General features: G+C 61.1%; 9 protein-coding genes. 5 read left to right on the forward strand and 4 right to left on the reverse strand.

Annotated features, from left to right (window positions below):
* From DBR18_RS22205 to DBR18_RS22215, 3 genes are all read left to right on the forward strand, one after another.
* The coding region (locus tag DBR18_RS22205) for a methylated-DNA--[protein]-cysteine S-methyltransferase (RefSeq protein ID WP_256588841.1) at positions 1 to 790 on the forward strand (790 nt) is incomplete at its 5' end.
* A 31-nt stretch (positions 791 to 821) separates the two neighbouring features.
* Positions 822 to 1,619 (forward strand): isocitrate lyase/phosphoenolpyruvate mutase family protein, encoded by a 798-nt coding sequence (locus DBR18_RS22210; protein WP_108591925.1) that lies wholly within the window; start codon positions 822 to 824, stop codon positions 1,617 to 1,619.
* A gap of 1 nt (position 1,620) precedes the next feature.
* Complete coding sequence (locus DBR18_RS22215; RefSeq protein ID WP_108591926.1) at positions 1,621 to 2,238, forward strand: DNA-3-methyladenine glycosylase; 618 nt, start codon at positions 1,621 to 1,623, stop codon at positions 2,236 to 2,238.
* A gap of 96 nt (positions 2,239 to 2,334) precedes the next feature.
* Here DBR18_RS22215 and DBR18_RS22220 read toward each other — a convergent pair whose 3' ends face one another.
* A complete protein-coding gene (locus DBR18_RS22220; protein ID WP_108591927.1) occupies positions 2,335 to 2,670 on the reverse strand; it encodes a hypothetical protein in 336 nt (111 codons plus the stop codon).
* Positions 2,671 to 2,856: 186 nt separating this feature from the next.
* Between DBR18_RS22220 and DBR18_RS22225 the strand changes: the two genes are divergently transcribed.
* Positions 2,857 to 3,096: a hypothetical protein gene (locus DBR18_RS22225; RefSeq protein ID WP_108591928.1), complete on the forward strand. Its 240-nt coding sequence runs from the start codon at positions 2,857 to 2,859 to the stop codon at positions 3,094 to 3,096.
* Between the two features lie 68 nt (positions 3,097 to 3,164).
* Here the strand turns inward: DBR18_RS22225 and DBR18_RS22230 are convergent, their stop codons facing one another.
* Complete coding sequence (locus DBR18_RS22230) at positions 3,165 to 3,362, reverse strand: DUF2188 domain-containing protein (protein WP_108591929.1); 198 nt, start codon at positions 3,360 to 3,362, stop codon at positions 3,165 to 3,167.
* A 221-nt stretch (positions 3,363 to 3,583) separates the two neighbouring features.
* Here DBR18_RS22230 and DBR18_RS22235 point away from each other — a divergent pair, with 221 nt between their 5' ends.
* A complete protein-coding gene (locus tag DBR18_RS22235) occupies positions 3,584 to 3,946 on the forward strand; it encodes an NUDIX domain-containing protein (protein WP_108591930.1) in 363 nt (120 codons plus the stop codon).
* A gap of 3 nt (positions 3,947 to 3,949) precedes the next feature.
* Here the strand turns inward: DBR18_RS22235 and DBR18_RS22240 are convergent, their stop codons facing one another.
* Both DBR18_RS22240 and DBR18_RS22245 read right to left on the reverse strand, forming a co-directional pair.
* Positions 3,950 to 4,192: a DUF1652 domain-containing protein gene (locus tag DBR18_RS22240; RefSeq protein ID WP_108591931.1), complete on the reverse strand. Its 243-nt coding sequence runs from the start codon at positions 4,190 to 4,192 to the stop codon at positions 3,950 to 3,952.
* Positions 4,193 to 4,299: 107 nt separating this feature from the next.
* Positions 4,300 to 5,199, reverse strand: coding sequence for a polysaccharide deacetylase family protein (locus DBR18_RS22245; RefSeq protein ID WP_108591932.1), 900 nt, complete (start codon positions 5,197 to 5,199; stop codon positions 4,300 to 4,302).
* Between the last annotated feature and the right edge of the window lie 159 nt (positions 5,200 to 5,358).

Below are 5,358 nucleotides of genomic sequence, written 5' to 3' on the forward strand. Positions count from 1 at the left end.
GGAGGCGCGCTGGAGTGATGCGCAACTGCTGGCCCAAGGCATCGAACCACTGAAATTGCGGCGCTGGTTCAAGCAGCATTTCGGCATGACCTTCCATGCGTGGCTGCGCACCCGTCGGCTCGGTGTGGCCCTGGGCGGCATTCGCCAAGGCACCTCGATTGACCATGCAGCGTTCGACTCCGGCTATGAATCGCTCAGCGGTTTTCGCGATGCGTTCCAGAAGTCGTTCCACATCACCCCGGGGCGGGCGGCCAACAGTGAACCGCTGCTGTTCACCCGCCTGACCACGCCGCTGGGGCCGATGATCGCCATGGCCGAGCGCCGGGGGCTGGTGCTGCTGGAGTTTCTCGATCGCCCGGCCCTGACCCGCGAAGTCGAGCAATTGCAGAGCCGTCATGGCTACGTGGTCGCGCCGGGGCACAACGTCCATCTGCAGCAGATCGAGCGTGAATTGACCGCTTATTTCGCCGGCGAACTGACTGAATTCGGCGTAGCGTTGCATCTGCCTGGCAGCGACTTTGCCCGGCAGGTCTGGGCCGAGCTGCAACAGATCCCCTACGGTCACACCAGCACCTACGGCAGCATCGCTGCGCGCCTTGGCAAACCCGGCGCCAGTCGTGCCGTGGGCCTGGCCAACGGGCACAATCGGCTGTCGATCGTGGTGCCCTGTCATCGGGTGATCGGCGCAGACGGCTCGCTGACCGGCTACGGCGGCGGACAACCGCGCAAGGCGTTCCTGCTGCGCCTGGAAAACGCGACACTGCAACTCACCCGGCAACTGGCCTTTTGACGAATAACTCACCCAACAACAAGGAGTTTCGATGAGCACGCTCGATACACAGTTCCACCAACTGCACCAGGACGGCCTGCTGATTCTGACCAACGTCGCCGACGCCACCGGTGCGCGTCTGGTCGAACAGGCTGGCGGCAAGGCTGTCGCCACCAGCAGCGCGGCGGTGGCGTGGATCCATGGTTACCCGGACGGCAACACCCTGCCCCTTGAACGGTTGATTGCAACGGTCGAATCCATCGCACGGGTGATCAAGGTTCCGCTGAGCGTGGACATCGAGGCAGGTTATTCCGATGACCTCGCGCGCGTGGCCGAAGTCATCGACGCAGTGCTTGCGGCGGGCGCCGTGGGGATCAATATCGAGGACGGCAACGGCGCTCCGGAACTGCTGGCACGCAAGATCGAAGTGGCGCGGGAGACTGCGCGCAAGCGCGATGTGAATCTGTTCATCAACGCCCGCACCGACGTCTATCTCAAAAGCCTGGTGCCGGCCGGCGAGCGTGTGGCCGAAACCCTGCGGCGCTCTGCGCTGTACCAGGCGGCCGGAGCCAATGGCTTGTTTGCGGCGGGCGTGACGGCGGCTGATGACATTCAAGCGATCTGCAAAGGCACGTCGTTGCCGGTGAACGTATTGGGTGTCGACGGCCTGCCATCGCCGAGCGAACTGCAGGCTCTGGGTGTGCACCGCTTGAGCGCCGGCTCCGGCATCGCCGAGTTTCTCTACGGCGCGATGGGTACGCTGGTGAAAAGCTTCATTGCTCACGGCAAGCTCGATACGCACGATCTCAAGGCGCTGACCTACGGCGAAGTCAACGGTCTGCTGAAATAGCATGACCGATCGTTATCAGGCGGCCAGCGAGTTTCTGGCCACACTCGATGAGCACTGGCAGCGGCACATTGCGGCTGTCGGCCCGTGCCTTCATCGACCGCACCCGGCGCGTGATCCTTACGAGTCGCTGGTGCGGGCGATTGCCTATCAGCAACTGCACGCCAAGGCCGGAGATGCGATTGTCGGGCGGCTGGTGGCGCTGACTCCCGGGCAGACGTTTCCCAGGCCCGCGCAGATTCTCGCAGCGGACTTCGAGCAACTGCGCGGTTGCGGCTTTTCGGCGGGCAAGATTGCGACCATTCAGGGAATTGCCCAGGCCACGCTCGATGGCGTGGTGCCGGATTACCCCACCGCGCTGGCGATGGAGGATGAGGCATTGATAGAACGCCTGGTCAGCCTGCGCGGGGTTGGCCGCTGGACCGTCGAGATGCTGCTGATCTACAGCCTGGAGCGCATGGACATCCTGCCGGCGGATGATTTTGGCGTACGCGAAGGCTATCGACGATTGAAGGGGCTGGCGGTGCAGCCGACACGCAAGCAGATGATCGAGATCGGCCTGGCATGGAGCCCTTACCGGACCGTTGCGGCGTGGTATTTGTGGCGGGTGGCGAAAGCATAAACCGCGCTATCGCTGGCTACGAGCAAACCCACTGCCCCGCTGGCATGCAGTTTTCTGTGGGAGCGGGCTTGCTCGCGAAGGCGTCAGGATTGACCGTTACAGGCAATCACGCAGCGATTTGCGCAACGACGCCGATTTCGCCCATGGCGGACCCTGATACAGCGAAACCCGGCTGCCGTCCTTGTACTTCACCACATCGAGAATCTCGTCGGCGGTGATGACGCTCGGCGCAGTGATGCGATAGCCATTGGATATCGAGGTCTGCGTAGTCTTCGGGACATCGTGCTGCCACAGCGGAAGAACGCACGCGGCATAGTCTTTGGGTGCCTTGGCGCTGACTTTGCTAAGATTCGGCTCACCGGGCACCAACGATGCCGGCAATGAGCAACCTGCCAGCATTGCCAATGCCAAACCGCCAATCCACATCCGCATGGTATTTCCCTGATCTGAAAAAAAGCGAATGTACCGTTTAACGGCGCGTACATCCATTGCTACGACATCCCTTGCTTGAATATCCAACAAAAATTCACATCCGCTCATCCGGCGATCCGGCAAGGCGTGCCACGCTGCCCGCAAATGCTACTACTCTTCTGTACCGAGAATGTTCCGGAGGTGATCATGCGGCTCAACGAATACGAACACGAACTTCAGCGCGACCTGCAAAGTGTCGCGTCGGACCTGCGCTGGTCGGCTGTCGATCTCAAGCGCATCGCCGAACTGTTGCGCAAGACGGGCAACGAGGCGGATGCACAATCGGTCCTCAGGTCCTGCGAGGTGCTGCAAAGCGATGAAGAACGCTTGCAGCTGTACGCCAGGGAAGTGAAGGCCCGCGCCATCAGCCGAACTAAAATCCACTGACCTTCGAGTATTTCCCCAAACCCTGCAAAAAGCCCCGGCATCGTGACCGGGGCTTTTTCATTACAGCATCATTCAGCGGTGTGACCTCGGCCACGCGCCGAGCGACTCTTGTAACCAGGCAACGCCGCGGCATAAGCCAGCGCTTCCTCGCGACTGGCGAACGAGGCCAGCCTGTCGCCCTGGGTGCAGACCCGCCAGGGGCCGTTGTTGACGCTGAGTACGTCATAACCATTCATGTGCATTCTGTTCAGCATCGGGATGCTCATGGACACCTCCTGTTTGCCGGCATGGGTTGAGGCTTGCGCTTTTCACCTTACACCCGGTGCGCGCGCCTGTGCCGACCGGACGTCGCAGCCCGTGCCGCCGGACATTTGGCACTTTTCATCCGGTCAAACGTTCCAACGCTCAGCGCACCCTCTAACTCGTGGCACGGCGCGAATATTGCATTTTTATTTCTTTTTTATGACAAGTGGTAAACAGGTAACAGATGAAAGAACGCGCCACCGTCATTTGCGAGCAGGACCGACACATTCTCCTGGTGCGCAAACCCCGCTGCCGCTGGAATCTGCCCGGCGGCAAGATCGAACCCGGAGAAACCCGGGCAGCGGCGGCTGCACGTGAACTTGAAGAAGAGACCGGGTTGAAGGCCGATGAGTTGCTGTGCCTGATGGAGCTGCAAAGCGGCAACACCCGCCATCACGTCTACGAGGCCTCGGTACTCGACCTGGAACAGATGCGCCCACAGAACGAAATCAGCGAATGCATCTGGCATCCACTGGACGCCGTGCACCATCTCAACCCCGGCGAAGCGACGCTGCGGATCATTCAGGCGTTCAGACGGCGACTCTGAAGGCTAACCGGCAAACGCCCGGCGTCCGGCACTCATTTCCGTGCGCAACTCGCCGATGAAGTTGGAAATATCACGAATGGTCACGAGGTGCTCCGGCGAAACTCCGTTGAGCAGCAACTCGACATGCCCGGTTTCCGGCTCATAAACCTTGATCTGCAATAGTCCCGCCTCACCTTGCGTGCATTTACATTCGAGCGACGGAAAGCCGGATTCGACGATCCGGCAGATATCGGCAATGGGTAGCATGGCGCGCGCCTCGCAGGCGATGAGTCGGTCGACCCGTTGAGCATAGATGAGTCATCGCCCGCCTGCCGGCCCGGCAACTGCCAACCCGGTCACATTTTCGTGCAGCCTCAGTGGGCGTCGCGATCCCAGATCCAGTTCCAGATTCCCGGCAATTGCACCGGCTGCGAACTTTGCCGAACCGTGCGCGCCAACGCCGCTTTCTCAAGCGCATCGTGGGCATCATAGAAAGGCTTGTCAGCCAGGCGCACACCGGTGGCCGCCGCGCTGTCGAGGAGGATTTGCAGGTATTCGCGGGTGTGCCGCGCGGTGTAGCGATTGAGGTCGTGAAAGGTCACCACCACCGGGATCACACCATCCACGCTGGGAAATTCGCCGAGGGCTATCCGCTCGCGAACCTCCGATAGCTGGCGCAGCAGGTTCGCCCGACGTCTGGGGCTGGCATTGAAACCCCAGATCTTGCCGTCATTGGCACTCAGATCAGTCAACAACACGTGCATGCCATGCTGCTGATAGGCCGCAAAGGTACGTTTGTCGTAATTCCAGAACGGTGGTCTCACCAGTGTCGGCGCTGCTCCGCTGATCGCAGCGATATCGGCCGCGCCGTGGGTGAGCGATTGCTCCAGCTCCTGCGGGTCGAGCGAGCGATGATTGGTGTGCCAGTGGGTCGCGGTATGAAAGCCGAGAATGTGCCCTTCGGCATGTTCGCGGCGCATGATCGCCCGGCCAATATCACTGTTGCCCGCACGCGGTGCGCCGGTCTGGACGAAGAACACGGCTTTGATATCCGGCTGCAGCGGATTGTCCTTGAGACTGTCGAGCACCGTCGCCGACGGATTCCACAGGCTCGAAGCGCTGGGGCCATCGTCGAACGTCAACAAAAAACGTACCGGCGGCTGGTCCTTCAGGCGCGCCTGGGTCTGTGCGGTCATTTCGATTGGCGCGGCAATGCAGCCCGCCAGCCCGAGGGCGAGAGCGGCGGCGCACAACAGTTTGAGTCGGTAGTTCATGTTTTGCCTTGAGCCTGACCTCTGCGGTCATATCGTCTATCGGCAAAACTCCCTCGCCCTTATCCATCCCTGCGCCTCGATACCACAAGCCGAGGTTGGATAAGGTACACAGGGTTTGGTTCCAGCGCTCGTTCAGCGCGCGTATGCCTGCTCAAAGGA

It is taken from the genome of Pseudomonas sp. HMWF021 (assembly GCF_003061005.1).
Classification (GTDB): Bacteria; Pseudomonadota; Gammaproteobacteria; order Pseudomonadales; family Pseudomonadaceae; genus Aquipseudomonas.

Excerpts from the sequence above, each read along its gene's own strand:
- DBR18_RS22210 (WP_108591925.1), top strand. The coding sequence starts at position 822 with ATGAGCACGCTCGATACACAGTTCCACCAACTGCACCAGGACGGCCTG.
- DBR18_RS22215 (WP_108591926.1), top strand. The coding sequence starts at position 1,621 with ATGACCGATCGTTATCAGGCGGCCAGCGAGTTTCTGGCCACACTCGAT.
- DBR18_RS22220 (WP_108591927.1), bottom strand. The coding sequence starts at position 2,670 with ATGCGGATGTGGATTGGCGGTTTGGCATTGGCAATGCTGGCAGGTTGC.
- DBR18_RS22225 (WP_108591928.1), top strand. The coding sequence starts at position 2,857 with ATGCGGCTCAACGAATACGAACACGAACTTCAGCGCGACCTGCAAAGT.
- DBR18_RS22230 (WP_108591929.1), bottom strand. The coding sequence starts at position 3,362 with ATGAGCATCCCGATGCTGAACAGAATGCACATGAATGGTTATGACGTA.
- DBR18_RS22235 (WP_108591930.1), top strand. The coding sequence starts at position 3,584 with ATGAAAGAACGCGCCACCGTCATTTGCGAGCAGGACCGACACATTCTC.
- DBR18_RS22240 (WP_108591931.1), bottom strand. The coding sequence starts at position 4,192 with ATGCTACCCATTGCCGATATCTGCCGGATCGTCGAATCCGGCTTTCCG.
- DBR18_RS22245 (WP_108591932.1), bottom strand. The coding sequence starts at position 5,199 with ATGAACTACCGACTCAAACTGTTGTGCGCCGCCGCTCTCGCCCTCGGG.